Source organism: Acidovorax sp. M14, assembly GCF_049331375.1.
In the GTDB taxonomy this organism is placed as follows: domain Bacteria; phylum Pseudomonadota; class Gammaproteobacteria; order Burkholderiales; family Burkholderiaceae_C; genus Acidovorax.
The window spans coordinates 2,907,854-2,930,791 of the sequence record NZ_CP186263.1; the positions used below are offsets into that span (position 1 = coordinate 2,907,854).

20 protein-coding genes, 2 tRNA genes and 1 pseudogene are annotated in these 22,938 nt (G+C 62.2%); 11 read left to right on the forward strand and 12 right to left on the reverse strand.

Annotated elements, in window-relative coordinates:
* Positions 1–56 precede the first annotated feature (56 nt).
* Positions 57–1,055, forward strand: a complete 999-nt coding sequence (locus ACOYR4_RS13530; RefSeq protein WP_422846954.1) for a Bug family tripartite tricarboxylate transporter substrate binding protein — start codon at positions 57–59, stop codon at positions 1,053–1,055.
* Positions 1,056–1,080: 25 nt separating this feature from the next.
* Positions 1,081–2,505, forward strand: coding sequence for a M20 family metallopeptidase (locus ACOYR4_RS13535; RefSeq protein WP_422846955.1), 1,425 nt, complete (start codon positions 1,081–1,083; stop codon positions 2,503–2,505).
* Between the two features lie 93 nt (positions 2,506–2,598).
* On the opposite strand, the gene ACOYR4_RS13540 is transcribed toward ACOYR4_RS13535, so the two are convergent.
* Positions 2,599–3,660 carry an aldo/keto reductase gene (locus ACOYR4_RS13540; protein ID WP_422846956.1) on the reverse strand — a complete coding sequence of 354 codons (1,062 nt, stop codon included), beginning with the start codon at positions 3,658–3,660 and terminating at the stop codon, positions 2,599–2,601.
* 157 nt (positions 3,661–3,817) lie between these two features.
* On the opposite strand from ACOYR4_RS13540, the gene ACOYR4_RS13545 reads away from it, so the two are divergent.
* From ACOYR4_RS13545 to ACOYR4_RS13575, 7 genes are all read left to right on the forward strand, one after another.
* On the forward strand, positions 3,818–4,726 hold the full coding sequence (locus ACOYR4_RS13545; RefSeq protein ID WP_060987474.1) for an alpha/beta fold hydrolase: 909 nt from the start codon (positions 3,818–3,820) through the stop codon (positions 4,724–4,726).
* Between the two features lie 485 nt (positions 4,727–5,211).
* Positions 5,212–6,316 (forward strand): peptide chain release factor 2 gene (gene prfB, locus ACOYR4_RS13550; protein ID WP_110961277.1). Its coding sequence is split into 2 segments (ribosomal slippage): positions 5,212–5,292 and positions 5,294–6,316, totalling 1,104 coding nucleotides; the frame shifts between segments, so codons are not numbered across the junction.
* 9 nt (positions 6,317–6,325) lie between these two features.
* Positions 6,326–7,000: an HAD family hydrolase gene (locus ACOYR4_RS13555; RefSeq protein WP_422849660.1), complete on the forward strand. Its 675-nt coding sequence runs from the start codon at positions 6,326–6,328 to the stop codon at positions 6,998–7,000.
* A complete protein-coding gene (gene pepN, locus ACOYR4_RS13560) occupies positions 6,984–9,740 on the forward strand; it encodes an aminopeptidase N (RefSeq protein WP_422846957.1) in 2,757 nt (918 codons plus the stop codon). Before ACOYR4_RS13555 ends, pepN begins: the two co-directional genes overlap by 17 nt.
* 23 nt (positions 9,741–9,763) lie before the next feature.
* Positions 9,764–10,771 carry a class 1 fructose-bisphosphatase gene (locus ACOYR4_RS13565; protein ID WP_056063775.1) on the forward strand — a complete coding sequence of 336 codons (1,008 nt, stop codon included), beginning with the start codon at positions 9,764–9,766 and terminating at the stop codon, positions 10,769–10,771.
* Between the two features lie 11 nt (positions 10,772–10,782).
* Positions 10,783–10,858 (forward strand) — tRNA-Thr (locus tag ACOYR4_RS13570).
* A gap of 366 nt (positions 10,859–11,224) precedes the next feature.
* Entirely contained in the window at positions 11,225–11,431 is a 207-nt protein-coding gene (locus tag ACOYR4_RS13575; RefSeq protein ID WP_422846958.1) for a hypothetical protein, read from the forward strand.
* Between the two features lie 76 nt (positions 11,432–11,507).
* Here ACOYR4_RS13575 and ACOYR4_RS13580 read toward each other — a convergent pair whose 3' ends face one another.
* The 11 genes and pseudogenes from ACOYR4_RS13580 to ACOYR4_RS13630 form a co-directional block, all read right to left on the reverse strand.
* Positions 11,508–11,819, reverse strand: a complete 312-nt coding sequence (locus ACOYR4_RS13580) for a single-stranded DNA-binding protein (RefSeq protein ID WP_422846959.1) — start codon at positions 11,817–11,819, stop codon at positions 11,508–11,510.
* Positions 11,820–12,055: 236 nt separating this feature from the next.
* Positions 12,056–12,132 (reverse strand) — tRNA-Pro (locus tag ACOYR4_RS13585).
* A 30-nt stretch (positions 12,133–12,162) separates the two neighbouring features.
* Positions 12,163–12,597, reverse strand: a complete 435-nt coding sequence (locus tag ACOYR4_RS13590; RefSeq protein ID WP_422846960.1) for a MerR family transcriptional regulator — start codon at positions 12,595–12,597, stop codon at positions 12,163–12,165.
* A gap of 97 nt (positions 12,598–12,694) precedes the next feature.
* On the reverse strand, positions 12,695–13,021 hold the full coding sequence (locus ACOYR4_RS13595) for an integration host factor subunit alpha (RefSeq protein WP_110961273.1): 327 nt from the start codon (positions 13,019–13,021) through the stop codon (positions 12,695–12,697).
* Positions 13,022–13,046: 25 nt separating this feature from the next.
* Entirely contained in the window at positions 13,047–15,494 is a 2,448-nt protein-coding gene (gene pheT / locus ACOYR4_RS13600; protein ID WP_422846961.1) for a phenylalanine--tRNA ligase subunit beta, read from the reverse strand.
* Between the two features lie 71 nt (positions 15,495–15,565).
* The gene (gene pheS / locus ACOYR4_RS13605) at positions 15,566–16,618 is read right to left on the reverse strand and encodes a phenylalanine--tRNA ligase subunit alpha (protein ID WP_309824640.1); all 1,053 of its coding nucleotides are present in this window, start codon (positions 16,616–16,618) and stop codon (positions 15,566–15,568) included.
* Between the two features lie 207 nt (positions 16,619–16,825).
* Positions 16,826–17,185, reverse strand: a complete 360-nt coding sequence (gene rplT / locus ACOYR4_RS13610) for a 50S ribosomal protein L20 (RefSeq protein WP_005795139.1) — start codon at positions 17,183–17,185, stop codon at positions 16,826–16,828.
* 25 nt (positions 17,186–17,210) lie between these two features.
* On the reverse strand, positions 17,211–17,414 hold the full coding sequence (gene rpmI / locus ACOYR4_RS13615) for a 50S ribosomal protein L35 (protein ID WP_005795135.1): 204 nt from the start codon (positions 17,412–17,414) through the stop codon (positions 17,211–17,213).
* Positions 17,415–17,598: 184 nt separating this feature from the next.
* Positions 17,599–18,135: a translation initiation factor IF-3 gene (infC, locus tag ACOYR4_RS13620; protein ID WP_043565452.1), complete on the reverse strand. Its 537-nt coding sequence runs from the start codon at positions 18,133–18,135 to the stop codon at positions 17,599–17,601.
* A gap of 152 nt (positions 18,136–18,287) precedes the next feature.
* A complete protein-coding gene (thrS, locus tag ACOYR4_RS13625; RefSeq protein ID WP_422846962.1) occupies positions 18,288–20,207 on the reverse strand; it encodes a threonine--tRNA ligase in 1,920 nt (639 codons plus the stop codon).
* 317 nt (positions 20,208–20,524) lie between these two features.
* Positions 20,525–20,752 (reverse strand): annotated as a pseudogene (locus tag ACOYR4_RS13630) (isocitrate lyase); the annotation flags it as partial.
* Between the two features lie 529 nt (positions 20,753–21,281).
* On the opposite strand from ACOYR4_RS13630, the gene ACOYR4_RS13635 reads away from it, so the two are divergent.
* A complete protein-coding gene (locus ACOYR4_RS13635; RefSeq protein WP_422846963.1) occupies positions 21,282–21,713 on the forward strand; it encodes a hypothetical protein in 432 nt (143 codons plus the stop codon).
* A 344-nt stretch (positions 21,714–22,057) separates the two neighbouring features.
* Entirely contained in the window at positions 22,058–22,834 is a 777-nt protein-coding gene (locus ACOYR4_RS13640; protein WP_422846964.1) for a peptide chain release factor family protein, read from the forward strand.
* Positions 22,835–22,938 lie beyond the last annotated feature (104 nt).

A 22,938-nucleotide genomic window follows, 5' to 3' on the forward strand; every position in this document is an offset into this window, starting at 1 on the left:
CGTGTGACGTCATGGAGCCACGCGCCCGCTGCCGGGGCCCTACCACCGGAGTCCGCATGAAACGCCTTGTTCGAGCCTCTTTCCTGTCTGCCACCCTGGCAGTTCTTGCCGGCCATGCCAGCTTGGCCTCGGCCCAGACTACGCCCCCCGCCGACGCGTGGCCCCAGCGCCCGGTGCGCATGGTGGTGCCCTTCCCGCCCGGCGGCGGCACCGACGTGGTGGCACGTGCGCTGGCACAGAAGCTGACTGGCCGCCTGGGCGCGGCGGTGGTAGTCGACAACAAACCGGGCGCCTCCACCATCATCGGCACCGAAGCCGTGGTGCGCGCCGACCCGGACGGCTACACGCTGCTGGTCTCGGGCTCCACCAGCTACACGGTCAACCCGGCGTTGCGTAGCAAGCTGCCCTATGACCCGGCCAAGGACCTGGTGCCCGTGGCCACCGTGGCCCGGGCACCGCTGGTGCTGGTCGTCAGCGCCAGCGCGCCCTACAAAGACCTGAATGCGCTGATCGCAGCGGCCAAGGCCAAGCCCAAGGGCATCCACTACGCCACTTTCGGCTCGGGGTCCGGCCCGCACCTGGCAGGCGCGCTGCTGGAGCAGGCCGCGGGCATCCAGTTGCAGGACGTACCTTACCGGGGCAGCAGCCAGTCGCTGATCGCCCTCATGGGCGGCGAAATTCAGTTGGGCATCGACACCGTGGCCGCTGCGGCGCCGCAGGTGAAGGCCCGCAAGCTGCGCGCCCTGGCCATTGCTGGCAAGTCGCGCTCCAGCATGCTGCCAGGGGTGCCCACGGTGGAGGAACTCAAGCTGCCCGACGCCGTGTTCGACGCGTGGTACGCCATCGCCGCCCCCGCCAAGACGCCACCGTCCGTCATCCGTAAGCTGGTGGCCGAGGTAGAAGCCGTCACCCGCGACAGTGGCCTGCAGGAACAAATGCGCACCCAGGGCATGGAACCCGTGCACCTGGGCCCCGTGGCCACGCGCGCCATGATCGATGACGAGATCGGCCGCTACCGCGCGCTGGCCCACCGCGCCAAGATCGTGGTGGATTGAAGAACACATGAACAGGACCTGCACGATGAACCGCCAACAGCTCATTCAAAACGTCCAGCGCTACTTTGACGAAGGCAGCTTTGCCACCGACCTGCGCCGCCGTGTGGCCTGGCGCACCGAAAGCGACACCGGCAAGGTGCCGCCCGAACTGCGCGCCTACCTCACCGACGAAATGGTGCCCTGGCTCACGCCTCTGGGTTTTGCATGCGAGGTGCTCGACAACCCCTCGCCGCAAGGCGGCCCCTTTTTGGTGGCACGCCGTGTGGAAGACCCTGCGCTGCCCACCGTGCTCACCTACGGCCACGGCGACGTGGTCAACGGGCAGGACACGCAATGGCGCGAGGGCCTTTCGCCCTGGGAGCTGACCATAGAAGGCGAGCGGTGGTACGGCCGGGGCACGGCCGACAACAAGGGCCAGCACACCGTGAGCCTGGCCGCACTGGCCCACACCATCAAGGCCCGAGGCGGCCGCCTGGGCTTCAACGTGACGCTGCTCATGGAGATGGGTGAAGAGGCGGGCTCGCCCGGCCTGGGCGCCTTCTGTGAGCAAAACCGCGATGCATTGAAGGCCGACCTGTTCGTGGCCAGCGACGGCCCCCGTGTGAATGCGGGCCACCCCACCCTCTTCCTGGGTTCACGCGGTGCCATCAATTTTTCGCTCGCCGTGCGCAGCCGCGACAAGGCTTATCACTCGGGCAACTGGGGCGGCGTGCTGGCCAACCCGGCCACGGTGCTTACCCATGCACTGGCCACGCTGGTGGACGACAAGGGCCGCATTCTGGTTCAAGGTCTGCTGCCACCGGCAGTACCCGACAAGCTGCGCACGGCCCTGCAGGATGTGGTGATCGGCGCAGGCGCGGACGACCCTGCACTCACGCCCGGCTGGGGCGAGCCTGGCCTGACCCCCGCTGAGCAGTTGGTGGGCTGGAACACGCTGGAGGTGTTGGCTCTGGGCGCAGGCAATGCGCTGCGGCCGATCAACGCGATCCCATCGCAGGCGGTGGCGCATTGCCAGCTGCGGTTTGTGGTGGGCACCGATTGGAAAAACGTTCAAGCCACGCTGCGCAAGCACTTGGATGCGCATGGGTTCAGCCAGGTGGAGATCACCATGGGCATGCTGTGTGGTGCCACGCGGCTTGACCTGCACAACCCATGGGTGGACTGGGCCATGGCCTCGCTGCAGGCCAGCGCAGGCCAGCCCGCCACGCTGCTGCCCAACCTGGCAGGCTCGCTGCCCAACGACATATTTGCCGACCAGCTGGGCCTGCCCACGCTGTGGGTGCCCCACTCTTACCCCGCTTGCGCCCAACATGCGCCCAACGAGCATCTGCTGGCACCCGTGGCACGAGAAGGGCTGGCGGTGATGGCCGGGTTGTTCTGGGACCTGGGTGAGCCCCAAGGGACACCGTGGACTGAAGGACGCACCGCCGGGCATGAGGCGACGGCCTGACGGCAGCGCGCACCGACTCGCAGAAAAACAAAGGGGCCTGCACGGCCCCATTGTTTGATCTTGCCGATTCACAGGGCCACGCCCTGCCCCCGGTCACAGCGCAGGGTCGCGCAGCTCCCAACGGATCGCGTCGATGGCCTTCAGCACCTCGGGTGACAGCGTCGTGCCCCAGGCGCTCAGGTCTTCCTCCAGTTGCGCCACGGACGTCACGCCGATGATGGTGCTGGCCACTTGCCACTTGGTGTAGCAGAACGCCAGCGCCATCTGCGTCGGCGTCATGCCGTTGGCGCGGGCCAAGGCGTTGTAGCGGCGCGATGCCTCCAGCGCCTCAGGTCGGCCCCAGCGCTGTTTGCGCACCGATTCATACGACGCAATGCGCGCGCCCTGGGGAGCGTTGGGGCCGGTGATGCCGCTTTCGTCGTACTTGCCCGTCAGCAGGCCAAAGCCCAGGGGCGAATAGGCCAGCAGCGACACATCCAGGCGGTGGCAGGTTTCGTCCAGCCCGTTTTCCCAGGTACGGTTGATCAGGCAGTACGGGTTCTGCACGGTGGCGACACGCGGCAGTCCATGCTGCTCGGCCAGGCGCACGAATTCGTGCACGCCGTAGGGGGTTTCGTTCGACAGGCCGATGTAGCGCACCTTGCCCGCCTTCACCAGCCCGGCCAGCGCCTCCAGCTGCTCGCGGATGGGGGTTTGCGACGTTTCCTTGGCGGGGTCGTAATACAGATTGCCAAACGCGGGCACATGGCGCTCGGGCCAGTGGATCTGGTAGAGGTCGATCACATCGGTCTGCAGGCGGCGCAGGCTGCCTTCGCACGACGCCACGATATCGGCCGCCGTCATGCCCTTGCCCTCGCGCACCCAGGGCATGCCGCGCGATGGGCCCGCCGCCTTGGTGGCCACCACCAGCTTCTGGCGCGCGCCGGGGTTCTTGGCAAACCAGTTGCCGATGATGGTTTCAGTCGCGCCAAAGGTCTCGGCCCGGGCGGGCACAGCGTACATCTCGGCCGTGTCGATGAAGTTCACGCCGCGCGCAAGCGACTGGCTCAGGATGGCATGCGAGTCGGCCTCATTGACCTGCTCGCCGAAGGTCATGGTTCCCAGGCAAATGGGGGTGACAAGCAGGTCACTCTGACCCAAGCGGACGGTGTTCATGCGGTGGAGGCTCCAGATGGTGGAAAAGGAAACAGGGCCTACTGCGACCCCGGCTGACGATGGTACAAGCGATCGCCAAAACCTGCCGGGCGCCGGACTCCTTGGTGACACCGCAGGGCGCCCCGCCAGCGCGGCGGCAACGTAACATTGGCACAGCATGTACCAAGTTCTCACCCCTTCGCGCAGCAGCACACTGGCGCTGCGGCACCTCAACTACCACGTCCGCCACTGGGGCCCAGAGCACAGCGACCTGCCCACGCTGGTGCTCCTGCACGGCTGGATGGACGTCAGTGCCTCCTACCAGTTCACGGTGGATGCGCTGCGCCAACCACGCCGCATCATCGCGCCAGACTGGCGCGGCTTCGGCCTGACCACCGGTGCACCGGTGGACCACTATGTGTTTGCCGACTACCTGGCCGACCTGGACCTGCTGCTGGACCACTACGCGCCCGGCGAAGCCATTGACCTGGTAGGCCACAGCATGGGCGGCAACGTGGCCATGATGTATGGCGGCGTGCGGCCCGAGCGGGTGCGCAAGCTTGTCAACCTCGAAGGCTTTGGCCTGCCCGCCACACGCCCCGCGCAGGCGCCCACGCGCTACGCGCAATGGATCGACGAAATCAAGCAGCTGCACCAGGGCACCAAGGAACTCAAGACCTATGACAGCGCCGACGGCGTGGCCCGCCGCCTGATGAAGACCAACCCCCGCCTGTCCGAAGACAAGGCCCAATGGCTGGCCCAGCACTGGGCACGGCCCAACGCGCAGGGGCAGTGGGAAATCCTGGGCGACCCCGCCCACAAGATCACCAGCGCGCAGCTGTACCGCGCAGACGAGGCCCTGGCCATCTACGAACGCATTACCGCACCCGTGCTGGCCATCGAGGCCAGTGGCGACAGCCTGGGCCAGTGGTGGAACGGCCGGTACACCCTGGACGAATATCACCAGCGCCTGACCCATGTGCGCACCTGCAGCACGGCCGTCGTGCAAGACGCAGGCCACATGCTGCACCACGACCAGCCCGAGCAGGTAGCGCAGCTGATCGAAGCGTTTTTGGATGCTGCCTGAGGCAATTTGACGCCCTAGCGCCTCCAAGCGCTAGTGCATATTGCCTGAGTAGCTATCATTTTTGATATTCACCCGGCAGATTGCCCGCCGGGCTCCACGCGCCGCTGCAGCGATCGCCCCGCGCAAAGAGCATTGCCGGGGCACTTAGAGCCTGTTCAAAGTCTTTTTGGAGATCGCATTGGAGCGCAATCGGGATGAGTGGATGCTTCGGATGCGCCGCATGGGCTCATGCCCATGCAAGCAGCCGGGGCGCCAACACTCCAAGTTCATCGGCCCGATTTCGCTCCAACCCTTCGGGCAAGTGCCTTGCCGGGCGGTTTGCTGCGTTGCGGCGCTTGTGGATAGCCGAGCTATCCACTGCGCACCGCGCCTTGCATCCTATCCCGGCAAGGGACTTGTGCGACTACAAAAAGACTTTGAACAGGCTCTTACCCTTCCCATGAGAAAATCGCGGGTTATTCCACAGAACACGCAGGACAAGAATCATGGACGCAGAACGCATCAACCTCATCGGCACCACCCTCGAAGACCTGGCTCAGCGCACCGCTGAGTTACGGAGGTATCTTTGACTTCGATGCCAAGTTCGAACGCTTGCGCACGGTAAACGCATCGCTGGAAGACCCCGCGGTCTGGAACGACCCCAAGAAGGCCCAGGAACTGGGCAAGGAACAGAAGTCGCTCTCCAGCGTGGTGGTGACGCTCGACAAGCTCACCCGTGAGCTGGCCGACAACGCCGAGCTGTACGAGATGAGCAAGGAGGAAGGCGACGAGGCCGGCCTCATGACCATCGAGGCCGAGGCGGCCAAGCTCAAGCCGCTGATCGAGGAGCTGGAGTTCCGCCGCATGTTCCGCAATGAGGCCGACCCGCTCAACTGCTTTGTGGACATCCAGGCAGGCGCTGGTGGCACCGAGGCCTGCGACTGGGCCAGCATGCTGCTGCGCCAGTACCTCAAGTACGCCGAGCGCAAGGGCTTCAAGGCCACGGTCGAAGAAGAAACCCCGGGCGACGTGGCCGGCATCAAGAGCGCCACGATCAAGATCGAGGGCGAATACGCCTTCGGCCTGCTGCGCACCGAAACCGGTGTGCACCGCCTGGTGCGCAAGAGCCCGTTCGACAGCTCCGGCGGCCGCCACACTTCGTTTGCGTCGCTGTTCGTCTACCCCGAGATCGACGACTCCATCGAGATCAACATCAACCCTGCCGACGTGCGCACCGACACCTTCCGTGCCTCCGGCGCGGGTGGCCAGCACATCAACAAGACCGACTCGGCCGTGCGCCTGACGCACATCCCCACCGGCATCGTGGTGCAGTGCCAGGACGGCCGCAGCCAGCACAGCAACCGCGACGTGGCGTGGCAGCGCCTGCGCAGCCGCCTGTACGACTTCGAAATGCGCAAGCGCATGGAAGAGCAGCAAAAGCTGGAAGACACCAAGACCGATGTGGGCTGGGGCCACCAGATCCGCAGCTATGTGCTGGACAACAGCCGCATCAAGGACCTGCGCACCAACGTCGAAATCTCGGCCACGCAAAAGGTGCTGGACGGCGACCTGGACGCCTTCATCGAAGCTTCGTTGAAGCAAGGCGTCTGAGCGATGCGGATGCGCACCGACGCCATCATCTTCGACATGGACGGCACCATGATCGACTCCATGCCCTGGCACGCCCAGGCATGGGTCGAGTTTGCACGCCGCCGGGGCATGGACATCGACGTGCCCGACCTCATGGCGCGCACCACGGGCCGCAATGGCACCGAGTGCATCGTGGAACTGCTGGGCCGCCCTGTGTCGCAGGACGAGGCCGACGCGCTCACGCACGAAAAAGAAACCATCTACCGCGAGCTATTCGCCCCGCGCTTTGCCGAGGTGGCGGGCTTTCGCCAGTTTGTAGCTCAGGTGCGCGCGCGCGGCCTCAAGGTGGCCGTGGGCACGGCCGGCGACATCGGCAACGTGGAATTCGCCCTGGGCCACCTCGGCCTGGAGCCCGCGCCGCAAGCGATCGTGCGCGGCGACGAGGGCCTGCCTGGCAAGCCCCAGCCCGCCATCTTTCTCGAAGCCGCACGCCGCATCGCGGCTGACCCGGCGCATTGCATCGTTTTTGAAGATGCGCCCTTCGGCATCGAGGCCGCACGCCGCGCGGGCATGCGCGCCGTGGCCATCTGCAGCACCCACACGCCCGAGCAACTGGCCGGGCCTCATGTGCTGGCCGCCGTGCGCGACTACACCGAACTCATGAACACCGACTTTCTGGAGAGCATCCATGTTGCAACTGCATAAAGCCGACGGAAGCGGAGACGGCGCAGCCCCGGCCATCGCCATCCGCCGCGAGGACTACACCGCCCCCGCCTACTGGATCGACAGCGTGGAGCTGACCTTCGACCTGGACCCGGCCAAGACGCGCGTGCTCAACCGCATGACGCTGCGCCGCAACCCCGACGTGGCCGCGCAGCCGCTCAAGCTCGACGGTGACGACCTGAACCTGGCGCGCGTGCTGGTCAACGGACAGGGCACATCGTTCAAGATGGAAGGCACCCGCCTGGTGCTGGAGAACCTGCCGGAAGGCTCCGAGCCCTTTGCGCTCGAAATCTTCACCACCTGCTGCCCCGCCAAGAACACGCAGCTCATGGGCCTGTACGTGAGCCAGGGCACCTTTTTCACGCAGTGCGAGGCCGAGGGCTTCCGCCGCATCACCTACTTCCTGGACCGGCCCGATGTGATGGCCAGCTACACCGTCACACTGCGCGCCGACAAGGCCCAGTACCCGGTGCTGCTGAGCAACGGCAATCTGGTGGACAGCGGGGACCTGGAAGACGGCCGCCACTTTGCGAAGTGGGTCGACCCGCACAAGAAGCCCTGCTACCTGTTCGCCCTGGTGGCGGGCAAGCTGGTGGCCCGCGAGCAGAAGATCAAGAGCCGCTCGGGCACCGACCACCTGCTGCAGGTCTACGTGCGCCCCGGTGATCTGGGCAAGACCGAACACGCCATGAACTCGCTGATGTACAGCGTGGCCTGGGACGAAGCCCGCTTCGGCCTGCCGCTGGACCTGGAGCGCTTCATGATCGTCGCCACCAGCGACTTCAACATGGGCGCCATGGAGAACAAGGGCCTGAACATCTTCAACACGAAGTACGTTCTGGCCAGCGAAGCCACCGCCACCGACACCGACTTCGCCAACATCGAAAGCGTGGTCGGCCACGAGTACTTCCACAACTGGACCGGCAACCGCGTCACCTGCCGTGACTGGTTCCAGCTGAGCCTGAAGGAAGGCCTCACCGTCTTCCGCGACCAGGAGTTCAGCATGGACCTGGCGGGCAGCCCCTCGGCCCGCGCCGTCAAGCGCATTGAGGACGTGCGCGTGCTGCGCACCGCCCAGTTCCCCGAAGACGCAGGCCCCATGGCCCACCCGGTGCGGCCCGACAGCTACGTCGAGATCAACAACTTCTACACCGTCACCATCTACGAAAAGGGTGCCGAGGTGGTGCGCATGCAGCACAACCTGGTGGGCCGCGAAGGCTTTGCCAAGGGCATGAAGCTGTACTTCGAGCGCCATGACGGCCAGGCTGTGACCTGCGACGACTTCGTGCAGGCCATCGCCGATGCCAACCCGGCCAGCCCGCTCACGCAGCACCTTGCGCAGTTCAAGCGCTGGTACAGCCAGGCCGGCACGCCCCGTGTGCGCGCCACAGGCCGCTACGACGCCGCCACGCGCTGCTACGCCCTCACGCTGTCGCAAAGCTGCGCGGCCACGCCCGGCCAGAGCGAGAAGCTGCCCTTCGTCATCCCGGTGGAGCTGGGCCTGATCGACGCCACCACCGGTGCCGCCCTGCCCTTGCACCTTGCGGGCGAAGGCGCTGCAGAAGGTGCTACCCACGCCACCTCGCGCGTGGTGGTGCTCACCGAAGCATCGCAGACGCTGACCTTCACCAACCTGGATGCCGAGCCGGTGCCCTCGCTGCTGCGCGGCTTCAGCGCGCCCGTGGTGCTGGATATCGACTACACCGACGCGCAGTTGCTCACCCTGCTGGCGCACGACGCCGACGCCTTCAACCGCTGGGAAGCAGGCCAGCGCCTGGCACTGCGAATTGCTATCAATACAATAGCTAACGAGGCATATAAAATTAGCGCTACCGGCCGATTTGACCAAGCCATCCTGTCTGCAGAGTTTGTGGAAGCCATGCGCAGCGTGCTGCGCAACCCGGCCCTGGATGCAGCGTTCAAGGAGCTGGTGCTCACGTTGCCCTCCGAAACCTACATCGCCGAGCAGCTGGACGTAGTGGACCCGCAGCGCATCCACGCGGTGCGCGAAGCCATGCGCGAAGAGCTGGCACTGGCGCTGCAGTCCGACTGGGAAACTGCCTGGGAGCAGAACCAGGACACCGGCGGCTACCGCCCCGACCCCGTCTCCTCCGGCCGCCGCGCGCTCAGCGGCCTGGCGCTGCACATGCTGTGCATTGCCGCGCAGAAGACAGGCGATGTGGTGTGGCCTGGCAAGGCCTACCAGCGCTTCAAGGTGGCTGGCAATATGACGGACCGCTTCAACGCCCTGACCGCCCTGGTAGCCAGTGGCAGCGAGCTGGCCGCTCCTGCCCTGGCGCGCTTTCACGCCATGTTCAAGGACGAGCCGCTGGTCATCGACAAGTGGTTTGCATTGCAAGCCGGCGCCCCGGACCGTGGCGGCAACGTGTTGCCCGCCGTGCGCCAGCTCATGTCGCACCCGGACTTCAGCCTCAAGAACCCGAACCGCGCACGCAGTGTGATCTTCAGCTACTGCAGTGCCAACCCCGGCGCGTTCCACCGGTCGGACGCAGCGGGCTACGTGTTCTGGAGCGACCGCGTGATCGAGCTGGACGCCATCAACCCGCAGGTCGCCGCCCGCCTCGCACGCGCGCTCGACCGTTGGAAAAAGCTGGCAGACCCGTGGCGCAGCGCCGCCCGCGAGGCCATCGCCCGCGTCGCCGCCAAGCCCGATCTGTCCAACGATGTGCGTGAGGTGGTGACCCGCGCGCTTGCCGAATAAACCACGACCGAGAAGAGACTGACATGGCAAAAAGCATCAGCCTGACCCGCTACCTCGTTGAGCAGCAACGGGTGGACGGCCTCATCCCCTCGCAGCTGCGCCTGCTGCTCGAAGTGGTGGCGCGCGCCTGCAAAAGCATCAGCCACGCCGTGAACAAAGGCGCGCTGGGCGGCGTATTGGGTACGGCCAGCAGCGAAAACGTGCAGGGCGAGATCCAGAAAAAGCTCGACATCATCGCCAACGAGGTGCTGATCGAAGCCAACGAATGGGGCGGCCACCTGGCGGCCATGGCGTCCGAAGAAATGGACGGCATCTATCTGGTGCCCAACCGCTACCCACAGGGTGAATACCTGCTGCTGTTCGACCCCCTCGACGGCTCCAGCAACATCGACGTGAATGTGAGCATCGGCACCATCTTCAGCGTGCTGAAGAAGCCCGACGGTGATCGGGGCGTAGAGGAAGGCGACTTCCTGCAGCCCGGCACGCAGCAAGTGGCCGCGGGCTATTGCATCTACGGCCCGCAGACCACCCTGGTGCTCACCGTGGGCGATGGCGTAGCCATGTTCACCCTCGACCGCGAACAGGGCTCCTTCGTGCTGACCGAGGAGAACGTGCGCATCCCCGAGGACACCAAGGAATTCGCGATCAACATGAGCAACATGCGCCACTGGGACGAACCCGTGAAGCGCTACATCGACGAATGCCTGCAGGGCAAGGAAGGCCCGCGTGGCAAGGACTTCAACATGCGCTGGATTGCCAGCATGGTGGCCGACGTCCACCGCATCCTGACCCGTGGTGGCGTCTTCATGTACCCCTGGGACAAGCGCGAACCCAACAAGCCCGGCAAGCTGCGCCTGATGTACGAGGCCAACCCCATGGGCTGGCTGGTCGAACAAGCCGGTGGCGCTGCCACCAACGGCAAGCAACGCATCCTCGACATCCAGCCCACTCAGCTCCATGAGCGCGTCAGCGTGATCCTCGGCTCAAAAAATGAGGTTGAGCGCGTGACCAGCTATCATTCCACGCTATAATCCAAGGCTAAGCCGGTGTAGCTCAGTCGGTAGAGCAGCTCATTCGTAATGAGAAGGTCGGGTGTTCGATTCATCTCTCCGGCACCAAATGAAAAGCCCTGATTCGCAAGAGTCAGGGCTTTTTTCTTGGCAGCCTCGAAAGGTCAAGAAATCGACCCACTGCATCGCAGGCTCGCCGACCATAGGATGGCGGCCGACGCCCTCCAAAACGGCCATTTCGGCGGCAAGGCATCGGCCAGCAACAAGCCCCCCCCCCCCCACGACAGGCACCCGCCTTCGTCAACAATCGTTTCTTGTGCCAGATGCAGAGCGAAGATGGCACCTTGGATGTTTGCAAATGCCAGCAACTGATGCAGACTGTGTGCCTCAGTCGACGCCCAAAGATGACCCATCCATTGGCGGCCGGCTGTGTACGTAACCCACCTCACTCCATCCACCACCACCAGCAGCATCATGAGTGTCGAACGCAGAGGCAGCATGGACCGCCGCAGCGGCAAGGATCGCCGCCAGGAAGAAAAAGGTCCACCCACCAATTTCGAACGGCGGCGAGCCATTGAGGCGCGCCAGCCCGAATTGACCGAACTGCACATGAGCGAGGATGAGCTCAAAGCCTTGGGTTTTGCCCCCAATCCTTCGGCCAACGCCCGAAAGACCGGCTAGGCCTCAAACCTGCCGCCCGCGCAGGCATTCATCCCGCCTAAAAGTCACCATACATCGCCGGCGGAGCGCGGCATCCCTATTGCTCAGCGTCGGAGATCGGCATGCTGATCAGGCGATGCGCCACCATATCCAGTGCGGGCCTTGCATTGCCCTGCTTGTCTGTCCACACACGGGGATTCAAGCTGCCAGACAGCGCCACGGAATCACCATCGCGCAATCGATGCAGGGACGTGCACAGATCATCATCAAAGGCGATGACGTTGACGAACAGCACTTCGCCTTCTGCGGTACTGGCCCTGACCTTCGCCAGGCTGTAAGCCTTGCCCGCCTTGTCCGTGCGGCGCTCCGCCTCACCATATAGCCGTCCGGCTACCAAGCCATCAATCATGGGGTCTCCTTGCCCATCACGGGGCGCTGGGCTGTTATGCCTTAGTAGCCATCCTTCGCCGCCGTCCGGCTGGCATAGCCACCACGGGCTCTTGATTTCGCCGCCTTCACGACGCAGAGGCGCCAGTGTGAATCTGGAGGACCGCCCATCCAGTGTCAGCGCTGATGCAGATAGAGCCCGAATCGGCAAAAAGCAAAAAAGCCCAGAACCTTTCGGTTCTGGGCTTTTGCTAACAATGGTCGGCGTGGCGGGATTCGAACTCGCGACCCCTTGCACCCCATGCAAGTGCGCTACCAGGCTGCGCTACACGCCGACAAGACTTAGATTATATGCAGAAAAAAGCTCAGTTCAGAGAAAGTAGCGCACGAATTTCAAATAATTCTTGGCGCACTGCATTGGAGTCCAGAGAAAAGCCTGCAGCAACGATGGAAAGGTCGAGTGCGCTGTCCACCAGCATGCTGGGCAGCTCGGTATCTTGCGCCACGGAAGCCTCGTCGGCACCCCCTCCATCCCGCACCGGATGGGCGAGCTCTTGCAGGCGATTGCGCGCCCCACTGATGGTGAAGCCCTGGTCGTACAGCAGATCACGAATCCGACGAATCATCAGCACCTCATGGTGCTGGTAGTAGCGGCGGTTGCCGCGCCGCTTCATGGGGCGCAACTGCGTGAACTCCTGCTCCCAGTAACGCAACACATGCGGCTTGACGCCGCACAGCTCCGCGACCTCACCAATCGTGAAGTATCGCTTGGCGGGAATGGAAGGGAGGGTGGTGCCCATGAGATGCAGGTTCAAACGGGAAAGCTTTCAAGCGTACTGCAGACCAGCCTGCGCCGCCAGCCACCAAGAACATCTTGGCAACAAAAACAGCACAAATTCACGCAGCAGCCGCCGTCTGGATCTGCTCCTTGAGCTTGCTGCTGGCGTGGAAGGTCACCACACGGCGCGCCTTGATGGGAATGGCCTCTCCCGTGCGCGGATTGCGCCCGGGACGGGGCGCCTTGGTCCGGATCTGAAAGTTGCCAAAGCCCGAGAGCTTGACGTCCTTGCCCTCGACCAGGCTTTGGGCGATCAGGTCGAAGAAGGCGTCAATCATGTCCTTGGACTCGCGCTTGTTCAGGCCGATCTGATCGAACAACAGATCTGCCAACTGCGCCTTGGTCAGTGCCGGTGTCTCCAGGCTTTCGACTGCAAATTCGATCATGGTTGGTCACTCCCCTTGGACATCGTCACACCCGCAGACGAGCGCCTGTGCGCTGCGTCAGCTGCGTTATCACGGACTGCACTGCGGCGTCGATTTCCGCCTCGGTGAGCGTGGCTTCGTCACGGCCGAGGGTGAGGCGCACAGCCAGGCTTTTTTCACCGGGTGCCAAACCCCCTGCGGGTGCCTCTTCGCCAGCACGCAGCGCCTTGGGTCGGTACACGTCGAACAGCACCGCAGAGCGCAACATGCCGCCGGGAACAGCCTGCTCGACCGCGCCCATGATGTCGGCGTGGGTCACACGCTCGGCCACCACCACGGCCAGATCGCGCTCGACCGCTTGGTGTTTAGTCACGGGCTTGAACTGTGGCACCACACGCTGCAACACAGCGTCCAGCTCCAGCTCGAACATCACAGGCGCCTGGGGCAGATCCCACGACTGACGCCATTGCGGATGCAGTTCGCCCACAAAACCAATCGCGCGACCACCGACCAGAACGCGCGCGCAGCGGCCGGGGTGCATGGCAGGATGGTTGCCGGGTTCGAACGTTGCACGCAAAGGTGCCATCAGGGCTTCCACGTCGCCCTTCGCATCGAAGAAATCGATGGCCTGCTCTTTGCGCCCCCACTGCAGCATGTCGTTCGGGCCGTAGGCCAGACCCGACACACGCATGGGCTGGTGAAAACCTTCCACCGTGGTGTCGGTATTGCGCACGCTGCCGTCCCGCAGGAACACGCGGCCCAGCTCAAAGACACGTACCCGCTCGGCCTTGCGGTCGAGATTGAACTTCAAAACTTGCAGCAAAGAACCCAATAAAGTCGAGCGCATCACGCTCATCTGGCTGGCAATCGGGTTCAGCAGCTTGATGGGCTGCGGATTGGCAGCCAGCTCGTGCTCCCACCGCTCTTCCACAAAGCTGAAGTTGATCGTTTCCTGATAGCCCAGCGCTGCCAGCGAGCGGCGCACCGCAAACGGGTTGCGGGTAGCCTCCAGCGCCAGCTTGGGCGTGATGGGCGCCAAAGGCGGGGTGGTCGGCAGGTTGTTGTAGCCCACCATGCGGGCGACTTCTTCGATCAGGTCTTCCTCGATGGTGATGTCGAAACGGAACGACGGCGGCGTGACCGTGAGCGTGCCATCGCCCTGCACCACCGGCAGGCCCAGGCGCTGCAAGGCGTCTGCGCACTGCGCCTGCGTCAGCGGCATGCCGATGACCTTGGCGGCGCGCGCCACGCGCAGCGTGACGGGCTGGGGCGCAGGCAGGTTCACGGCCTGATCATCCATGGGACCGCAGGCGGTGTCGGGCGTGCCGCAGATGTCAATGACCAGCTGGGTGATGCGCTCGATGTGCTCCACCGTGAGGCTCGGGTCCACGCCACGCTCAAACCGGTGACCGGCATCTGTCGAAAAGTTGAACCGGCGCGAGCGGCCCGCCACCGCCTTGGGCCACCAAAAAGCGGCCTCGATGTAGATGTGCCTGGTGTCATCCGACACAGCCGTGGCGTCACCGCCCATGATGCCTGCCAGGGACTCCACCTGGCTGTCATCCGCGATCACCCCCACCTTGTCGTCCACGGTGATGGTGTTGCCATTGAGCAGCTTGAGTTGCTCGCCCGGCTTGCCCCAGCGCACGTCCAGGCCCCCATGGATCTTGTCCAGATCAAAAATGTGCGAAGGGCGGCCCAGTTCGAACATCACGTAGTTGGAGATGTCCACCAGCGGCGACACGCCACGCTGACCGCAACGGGCCAGACGGTCCAGCATCCACTGGGGCGTGGCGGCGCGCGTGTTCACATTGCGCACTATGCGGCCCGAGAAGCGGCCGCACAGATCAGGAGCGCTCACCTTCACCGGCAGCGTGTCCGCCAGCTTGGCAGCCACCGCAGGGAACGCGGGGCTTTGCAGCGGTGCACCCGTCAGTGCAGACACCTCGCGTGCAATGCCATAGACGCTCAGGCAATGCGCCAGATTGGGCGTGAGCTTGAGCGTGAACAGCGTGTCGTCCAGATTCAGGTACGCACGGATGTCCTGACCCACCGGCGCTGCGGCATCCAGCTCCAGGAGGCCGCCGTGGTCTTCCGACAGCTTGAGCTCGCGCGCCGAGCACAACATGCCCTGGCTTTCCACGCCGCGCAGCTTGCCCACCTTGATGAGAAACGGCTTGCCGTCATCACCCGGCGGCAGTTCGGCACCCACCAGGGCGCATGGCACCTTAATGCCCACGCGGGCATTGGGTGCGCCACACACGATGTTCAGCAGGGCGCCCTGCCCCACATCCACCTGGCACACGCGCAGGCGGTCGGCATCAGGGTGCTGGACGGCTTCTTTGATCTCGCCCACAACGATTTTGGTGAACGGTGGGGCCACGGGACGCAGCTCCTCTACTTCGAGGCCCGCCATGGTCAGCGTTTCAGCCAGTTCGGCCGTCGTCAAGGGGGGGTTGCAGAACTCGCGCAACCAGGATTCAGGAAATTGCATAGTCGGACACTCTTGTACGGAAGGTGCGCGGCGCTGGGCTGGCCATGCGCGCTGCGTGAAGTCGGCGGGCTTTACTGGAACTGCGACAGGAAACGGATGTCGCCGTCAAAGAACAGGCGCAGATCGTTCACGCCGTAGCGCAGCATGGTCAGGCGGTCTGGCCCCATGCCGAACGCAAAGCCGATGTACTTCTCGGGGTCGAGGCCCATGTTGCGCACCACGTTGGGATGCACCTGGCCCGAACCCGCGACCTCCAGCCAACGACCCGCCAGCGGGCCCGTCTGGAACTGGATATCGATCTCGGCGCTGGGCTCCGTGAACGGGAAGAAGCTGGGACGGAAGCGCAACACGAGGTCGTCGCTTTCGAAGAACGTGCGGCAGAAATCCGTGAAGATGACCTTCAGGTCCTTGAAGCTCACGTTCTCGCCGATCCAGAGGCCTTCACACTGGTGGAACATGGGCGAGTGCGTGGCGTCACTGTCCACACGGTAGGTGCGGCCAGGGGCGATCACGCGGATTTCGGGCATAGCCTGACCGGCATCCAGCGCGGCGCGATGCTTCTTCACGTGCTGCACCGCATGGCGGATCTGCATGGGGCTGGTGTGCGTGCGCAGCAGGTTGGGTGCGGTGGCGGTGCCGCCTTCCACGTAGAACGTGTCGTGCATGGACCGCGCGGGGTGGTCTTCCGGCGTGTTCAATGCGGTGAAATTGAACCAGTCAGTTTCAATCTCGGGGCCTTCGGCCACGTCAAAACCCATGGAACCGAAAATGCCCTGGATACGTTCCAGGGTGAGCGAAACGGGGTGCACCCCCCCCTGCCCGCGCTGGCGACCTGGCAGGCTCACGTCCAGCGCTTCGGCCTTGAGCTGCAGTTGCAGTTCCGCATCGGCCAACGCCTGGCGGCGCGCGGTGAGCGCCGCTTCGATGGCCTGCTTGGCGACGTTGATGGCCGCACCGCGGGATTTCTTTTCCTCGACGGACAGCTGCGCCATGCCCTTCATGAGCTCCGTCACGCGACCCGACTTGCCCAAAAACTGCGCCTTGGCGTTTTCGAGGTCAGCGGGGGTGGCACTTTGGGCAAACAGTTGCGTCGCGCTCTCAACCAGGGAATCCAACTCGTTCATAACGACTCTTTCATGACTTACGCAAACAAGGATGCACAAGTGCCATTGGCATATGCCATGTGGCAAGCGTCTTGCCTCAGCAGCCTGTTTTGCGTAAGTCGTTTTTATCGACCCGTGAAAATGAACAAGGGCTAGTGCCTTTACAAGCCCTAGCCCTTGCTGTTATTGCGCAAGCAGCTATCAAAAAGATAGCCGCTCATCGTGAACTCAAGCAGCCAGCTTGGCCTTGACTTGCTCCACGATGCTGCCAAAGGCAGCCTTGTCGTGCACTGCGAGGTCGGCCAGCATCTTGCGGTCGATCTCGATGGAAGCCTTCTTCAGGCCGTTGGCGAACTGGCTGTAAGTCAGGCCCAGTTCACGGGCAGCGGCGTTGATACGGGCAATCCACAACTGGCGGAACACGCGCTTCTTGGTGCGGCGGTCACGGTAGGCATATTGCCCAGCCTTCATTACCGCCTGTTTGGCGATACGGAAGACATTACCGCGGCGACCACGGAAACCCTTGGCAAGGGCGAGAACTTTCTTGTGACGGGCACGGGCCGTTACACCACGTTTGACGCGAGGCATGTATGTACTCCTTGTTCGTCAGTTATTAAAGGCCAGCGCTGGGCAGCATTTGTGCGATCGAGCCCATGTTGGTCTCATGCACATTCACTGCACCACGCAGGTGGCGCTTGTTCTTGGTGGTCTTCTTCGTCAAGATGTGACGCTTGAAGGCTTGACCGCGCTTGACGGTGCCACCGGGACGAACGCGGAAACGTTTTTTCGCGCTGCTCTTGGTCTTCATTTTGGGCATGTGAATGCTCCTTTTTCATTGTGCTCGTGAGGCGTTTGCAAACCGATCTGCAAACTTGTTGGCCCCGAGCCACTTTTATCGAAAGGCTTTCGCCTTACGCTCGGCAATGCCCGAAGGCACCACCTTTTCAAGCACTCCGCCTTGTGAGGGGTATGTGCTCAAAATTCCATATCAATCTGCAGCTTTATGCCGCTTGACCTGCTGCTGGCGCAGCGCCTTCAGACGCTGGCTTGGCCGCAGGCTTCTTCTTGCCGGGGGCAATCATCATGATCATCTGGCGGCCTTCCAGCTTGGGAAACTGCTCGATGATGATGCTGTCCGCCAACTCGTCACGAATCCGGTTCAGCAAAGCCAGACCGAGTTCCTGGTGCGTGATTTCGCGACCGCGGAACCGCAGCGTGATCTTGCATTTGTCACCATCTGCCAAAAAACGGCGAATGTTACGCATCTTGATGTTGTAGTCGCCATCGTCCGTACCGGGACGGAACTTGACTTCCTTGATCTCAATGACCGTCTGCTTGGCTTTGGCTTCTGCCGCACGCTTTTGCTCTTGGTACTTGAACTTGCCGTAGTCCATGAGACGGCACACCGGTGGGTTCGCCGTGGCAGCGATTTCCACCAGATCCACGTCCAGCTCACCGGCCATCCGCAAGGCCTCCATGAGACTGACAACACCCAAGGGCTCGTTGTCAGGCCCGGACAGGCGAACTTCCGGGGCCATGATTTCACGGTTCAGGCGGTGCTTGCGCTCTTCCCGCTGGCGACGATCACGAAATTCAGTAGCGATGGCTATCTTCCTTGAATCAAAATGCTACAAATAAAGTAGCTGTTCCCGCACAGTCCACGAGCGGCAAAGCAGTTTTTTGTACAAAATCAGGCTTTGGTGGCGATGTCGTTGGCGATCAATTCAATGAACGCATCGACCGACATCACGCCGAGATCACGATTACCTCGGGCTCGCACTGCAACGGCTCCCGCCGCCTTTTCCTTGTCTCCTGCGACGAGGATGTAGGGCAGCTTTTGCATCGAATGCTCCCGTATTTTATACGTAATCTTCTCGTTACGCAGATCCAGGGCCACCCTAAGGCCTTGATTGGGCAGCGCTTTTTGCAGTTTTGCTGCGATTTCACGACAGTAATCGGACTGCGCGTCCGTGATGTTGAGCACCGAAACCTGCACGGGAGCAAGCCAGGTGGGCAAGGCGCCCGCATGCTGCTCGATCAGAATTCCGATGAAGCGCTCCAGGCTTCCCACGATGGCACGGTGCAGCATGATGGGCCGATGGCGGCCACCATCCTCGCCCACAAACTCTGCATCCAGGCGCTCGGGCATGTTGGGATCGACCTGGATCGTGCCGCATTGCCATGGTCGCCCCAGAGCGTCCTTGAGCGTGTACTCGATCTTGGGGCCGTAGAACGCGCCTTCGCCAGGAAGGTACTCAAACTCGCAACCGGACGCGCGCAAGCCCTCTGCCAAGGCGTTTTCCGCACGGTCCCAGCTTTCCTCACTGCCGATGCGCTTTTCGGGGCGTGTGGACAGCTTGTAGATGATGTCCGTGAAACCAAAGTCCTTGTAGACCTTTTGTAGCAGCGTGGTGAACGCGACCACCTCTGACTGGATCTGGTCTTCGGTACAGAAGATATGGCCGTCATCCTGAGTGAAAGCACGCACGCGCATGATGCCGTGCAGCCCCCCCGTGGGTTCATTGCGGTGGCACTGACCGAACTCGCCAAAGCGCAGCGGCAAGTCGCGGTAGCTCTTGATACCTTGCTTGAAGATGATGATGTGCCCGGGGCAGTTCATCGGCTTGAGCGCGTAGTCGCGCTTTTCCGACTCCGTCACAAACATGTTCTCGCGGTATTTATCCCAGTGGCCCGTTTTCTCCCACAGCCCTTGGTCCAGGATTTGCGGCCCCTTCACCTCTTGGTAGCCGTTCTCGCGATACACGCGGCGCATGTACTGCTCGACCTCCTGCCACACCGTCCAGCCCTTGGGGTGCCAGAACACCGTACCGGGCGAGTGCTCGTCGATATGGAACAGGTCCAGCTCACGGCCGAGCTTGCGGTGGTCACGCTTCTCAGCCTCCTCCAGCATCGTCAAATACTGCTGCAACTCGTCTTTGGTGGCCCAGGCCGTGCCGTAGACACGCTGCAGCATTTCGTTGCGGTGGTCACCGCGCCAGTAGGCACCCGCCACCTTCATCAGCTTGAAGAACTTGAGCTTGCCGGTGCTGGGCACGTGCGGGCCTCGGCACAGGTCTTCAAAATTGCCTTCGCGGTACAAACTGACGTCTTCGTTGCTGGGGATGCTGGCAATGATTTCGGCCTTGTAGTGCTCCCCCAAGCCCTTGAAATACGCCACGGCCTCGTCGCGCGGCAATACGCGGCGCACCACGGGCTCGTCCTTGGCGGCCAATTCGGCCATGCGCTTTTCGATGGCTACTAGGTCTTCGGGCGTGAAGGGGCGCTTGTAGGCAAAGTCGTAGTAGAAGCCGTTTTCGATCACCGGGCCGATGGTGACCTGGGCATCAGGAAACAGATCCTTGACCGCATAGGCCAGCAAGTGGGCGGTGGAGTGGCGGATCACATCCAGACCATCCGCATCCTTGGCCGTCACGATGGACAGCGGGCTATCAGCCGTGATCTGGTAGCTGGTGTCCACTATCTTGTCGCCGATCTTGCCCGCCAAAGCGGCTTTGGCCAGACCCGAGCCAATGGAGGCTGCGACCTCAGCCACCGTGACGGGGCCAGGAAACTCGCGCTGCGAACCGTCGGGAAGCGTAATGTGAATCATGGGAGCAACTCTTTCTCTGTGATCAGTGCAATGGATGCGGGCACGCGCCAGGCCCGTAAAACAAAAAAGCGCGGAACAGGTCCGCGCTTTTTGGAGGTGTGTGCAATCTCGTGCAGGCGCGAACAGCCAGCCTCAAAGGCCGGTCAACATCTCCGATGTAGTTCGCGGTGTCATAACCAGATTGCCTTTCTCGCTCTTGTGCAGTGAATTTCAATGGATTTTAACCCCAGCACCCAGAAAAAAAGCCCGAAGCAGATGCTTCGGGCTTTTGTCGAGTGCATTTGGCGCCACAACAAAGTGGCGCCAAGCCTCGCAGATCAGTGGAACTGCTCTTCTTCGGTCGAACCCGTCAGGGCCTTCACGGAGGACGAGCCGCCCTGGATCACGGTGGTCACGTCGTCGAAGTAACCTGCGCCCACTTCTTGTTGGTGCGACACGAAGGTGTAGCCCTTTTCGCGTGCTGCGAATTCTGGCTCTTGCACCATTTCGGTGTAGTGCTTCATGCCTTCGCCTTGGGCGTATGCATGGGCGAACTGGAAGGTGTTGAGCAGGCAGAGGCCAGCCGTAAGCTTAAGATTTGCAACAACTTTTTGGCTTTTTTGGCACAGCTTCTCGGGACTACCCACCGATCACCCAACTACGTCCGCTATGCCTCGCCCCCTGGGCCAACGGGATTAACAACCTGGCGGTTTTTCGCCATTCCGCACCCACCAACCACCCAACCCCAGCTGAGCGGGGCAGCGCGGTCCTGCCGTTAATTTTCACTGTTTTTGGTCAAGCCTGAAAGTCTCTCTCGGCCTGCAGTTGCTCGTCCCGCCAATCGGCCCAAAACGCCGACTCTTGGCTGAATGCAGAAAGAGACACTGTCCGTGGACGCCACCAGTTGTCGTAGGAAGGGCGCGGCGACCGTCAGGTTTGAGCGGGACACCGACCGTTGGTCTCCGAGAGATGCTCTAGGACCACGGGATCGAGTGCCCCACTCCGAGCCGCCTTACTTTTTTCTCCTCTTTTTTGCTTGACATTGCGTTTTCACACTATTAAAGTTCATTTACGTTCGAAAACGGAGTTTTAAGCATGGAAACGCAAATCTCGATCCCTGTGGCCACCCGTCAGTTCTTGGAGCTGGCAGACTTTCTCAAGGCTCAGGGTGATGCTCGCGACCCTGTGCTCGCGGTGCAGGACGCCATCGACTACTGGCTAGATAACGCCAGTTGGAAGCCCGAGTTGCTTCGCCAGGCTCAGCCCTCGAACCTGGGCTACCAGTGGAAAGGCCTGTTCTTGCCCGACTCCACCGAAGTGCGCATGCAATACAAGGGCGACTGGTACTACGCCAAGGTCAAGGGCGACAAGCTGATCTACGAAGGCGAGCCAATCACCCCCAGCCGCTTGGCCAACACCGTCACGGGCACGAGCCGAAACGCCTGGCGGGACCTCTGGATCAAGCGCCCTGCGGATGCTGAATGGCTGCTGGCTGACGACTGCCGCGCAGCTAGCGAGCAAGGCTGACGCAAAGAAGCTGCCGCCGCCCATAAAACCCATACGGGCCCTGAGCCGACATTGGACATCCCTTCCCTAAAGCTGCCCTTGATACAAAACGGATCGATCGCTGCCACGACCGTACAGTCGGCTGGCCCGGTCCAGACCGCAAGCACGCTATAGTTTGTTGACTTAACGCGTGCCGGGTTTCGCGGATTTTTGATAGTTGGATGTTTAAACAGGCACCCGATTGCAAACTCTGCTGAAAGACACTTGCAGGAGGAATCTGTGCGAAGAATATCCCGGAGGATCCAGCTCATACCGCAGATTTTGCGGGCATCAGGCTTCATGCGATGACCTGCGAACAATCAACCATGGCGCATCCAGATGGCCTTCCGGCAGAAGTGTTACAGGCTCTAGAGATCAGCGCAGTTTTGGCAATTAAGACGCTTCAAGGTCTCAATGGACTTGGTCTCTACGAGGCAAAGCTTGCGGTCGACGCATATCTGGAACGGCATCCTGAACACCCCTTGTCTCAGCGACTGGCAAATTCCTCGGTCGCGCCACGGGGAGAGAGAGCCGGTGCGTTGTTGAGTGAATTCCTAACCGCAGAACCGGTACCCGCCGAAGCGCCAGTGTTTGATTCCCTGGCAAGAGTGGTCGTTTCACCTGAGCTATACATTCTTCTGAGAGAAGATGTCCCCTGCAAAGCGTGGCTTGGAGAGGCTCTAAAAGCTTGTGTCGATGCAAAGATTGACCTTTCAATGACCGAGATCCTTGACGAGGAATGGCGAAACGGGGATGGCGACTTATCAGCGGCAGTGCTGAAACTGTCGGGGTCACTTTCGAACGAAGCAATTCGCGCTTTGCCTCAGACACTTCGGCGAAGACTTGTTGGAGGTATCAGTTTTCGGTTGGTGCGAGCTGCCCAGTGGTGCGAGGCCGCGATACCTACCGACGAGCTGGAGCTTGAGTACTTCCTGCATGAGTTCTCCAGGCCAAGTCGCATGACTGCGAAAACGGCGAGTTGCGTCAGGCTGCGACATAGAACCACGGGAATACTCTCTCGAAGCACCACGCACCGGAACCGAGCAAAGAACTACGAAGAGGCACTTCTTCTCCTTGCATCTCTGCTCAAAGAATGCAGATAAAGCCTAACCATTTGATCGAGGGGAGAGCCAACCGGCTCCGTCCGTCCTCTGCATTTCATGTCATGCGTTACGTGTCCGCTTTCAGCCCCACGGCGAGAGACGCT

Bases quoted from the DNA above. Each gene is read 5' to 3' on its own strand.
- ACOYR4_RS13530 (WP_422846954.1), top strand. From the start codon at position 57: ATGAAACGCCTTGTTCGAGCCTCTTTCCTGTCTGCCACCCTGGCAGTT.
- ACOYR4_RS13580 (WP_422846959.1), bottom strand. From the start codon at position 11,819: ATGATTGATGGCTTGGTAGCCGGACGGCTATATGGTGAGGCGGAGCGC.
- rplT (WP_005795139.1), bottom strand. From the start codon at position 17,185: ATGCCTCGCGTCAAACGTGGTGTAACGGCCCGTGCCCGTCACAAGAAA.
- ACOYR4_RS13555 (WP_422849660.1), top strand. From the start codon at position 6,326: ATGCGCACCGACGCCATCATCTTCGACATGGACGGCACCATGATCGAC.
- ACOYR4_RS13575 (WP_422846958.1), top strand. From the start codon at position 11,225: ATGAGTGTCGAACGCAGAGGCAGCATGGACCGCCGCAGCGGCAAGGAT.
- ACOYR4_RS13535 (WP_422846955.1), top strand. From the start codon at position 1,081: ATGAACCGCCAACAGCTCATTCAAAACGTCCAGCGCTACTTTGACGAA.
- ACOYR4_RS13545 (WP_060987474.1), top strand. From the start codon at position 3,818: ATGTACCAAGTTCTCACCCCTTCGCGCAGCAGCACACTGGCGCTGCGG.
- ACOYR4_RS13590 (WP_422846960.1), bottom strand. From the start codon at position 12,597: ATGGGCACCACCCTCCCTTCCATTCCCGCCAAGCGATACTTCACGATT.
- ACOYR4_RS13540 (WP_422846956.1), bottom strand. From the start codon at position 3,660: ATGAACACCGTCCGCTTGGGTCAGAGTGACCTGCTTGTCACCCCCATT.
- thrS (WP_422846962.1), bottom strand. From the start codon at position 20,207: ATGATTCACATTACGCTTCCCGACGGTTCGCAGCGCGAGTTTCCTGGC.
- ACOYR4_RS13595 (WP_110961273.1), bottom strand. From the start codon at position 13,021: ATGATCGAATTTGCAGTCGAAAGCCTGGAGACACCGGCACTGACCAAG.
- pheT (WP_422846961.1), bottom strand. From the start codon at position 15,494: ATGCAATTTCCTGAATCCTGGTTGCGCGAGTTCTGCAACCCCCCCTTG.
- ACOYR4_RS13635 (WP_422846963.1), top strand. From the start codon at position 21,282: ATGGAAACGCAAATCTCGATCCCTGTGGCCACCCGTCAGTTCTTGGAG.
- ACOYR4_RS13640 (WP_422846964.1), top strand. From the start codon at position 22,058: ATGGCGCATCCAGATGGCCTTCCGGCAGAAGTGTTACAGGCTCTAGAG.
- pepN (WP_422846957.1), top strand. From the start codon at position 6,984: ATGTTGCAACTGCATAAAGCCGACGGAAGCGGAGACGGCGCAGCCCCG.
- ACOYR4_RS13565 (WP_056063775.1), top strand. From the start codon at position 9,764: ATGGCAAAAAGCATCAGCCTGACCCGCTACCTCGTTGAGCAGCAACGG.
- infC (WP_043565452.1), bottom strand. From the start codon at position 18,135: ATGGCCCCGGAAGTTCGCCTGTCCGGGCCTGACAACGAGCCCTTGGGT.
- rpmI (WP_005795135.1), bottom strand. From the start codon at position 17,414: ATGCCCAAAATGAAGACCAAGAGCAGCGCGAAAAAACGTTTCCGCGTT.
- pheS (WP_309824640.1), bottom strand. From the start codon at position 16,618: ATGAACGAGTTGGATTCCCTGGTTGAGAGCGCGACGCAACTGTTTGCC.